A 649-nucleotide genomic window follows, 5' to 3' on the forward strand; every position below is an offset into this window, starting at 1 on the left:
TTGCTTCTTATTGATGTCTTGTGGGCAAAAATTCATGCGTATGAAGAAGAAGCCCCTGAGTTTCATGATTTTAACACTAGTATCGAGTCTAAAGATGCAGGCGCATCCATGTTGCGATTGCTGATGGATCAGCATAACTTAACTATGTCAGATTTTAAAAATGAGATTGGCCCGAAAAGTTCAGTATCTATGATATGTAGCGAGAAGAGGTCACTTACTAAAGAGCATATTGAAAAACTTTCAAGACGTTTCGAAATCAGTCCGTCGTTATTTTTCTGACCAGGCTGTACAGTTAATCTTTAAAGTGTCCAATAAGATCTATTATTGGACATAGTGTATGAGTTAATCTAGTCTTTACTCATAAAGCGTTAAGTCCTATGGCAACTCCAAGATCAATCCCTTTATTCCCAGCATACAACGAGCTTAAAGACTTTGACTGGCGTGATTACCCACAGCTAGATCAGTTTTTCAACGACAACCCTAAGTGGTGCCGTGAACACTGGGATTGGGCGCGAGAGTATTTGATTTTCCTTGGCAGAAACAAATCTGAGCATACTTACATTAGATTCCGTTCTGACATAGAAAAATTTTTGCTGTGGAGTTTTTTGGTGGCAGAAAAGCCTGCTGTCGATTTTAGAAAGAATGACTT

General features: G+C 38.8%; 2 protein-coding genes. Both read left to right on the forward strand.

Features of this window, described 5'->3' with window-relative positions; translation table 11 throughout:
• On the forward strand, positions 1–279 hold a 279-nt coding region (locus A3756_RS20115; RefSeq protein ID WP_156490631.1), incomplete at its 5' end, for a type II toxin-antitoxin system HigA family antitoxin.
• Between the two features lie 98 nt (positions 280–377).
• Positions 378–649: hypothetical protein (locus tag A3756_RS20120; RefSeq protein WP_197481410.1), on the forward strand; the 272-nt coding region annotated here is incomplete at its 3' end.

The sequence above is a fragment of the Oleiphilus sp. HI0086 genome, assembly GCF_001635225.1.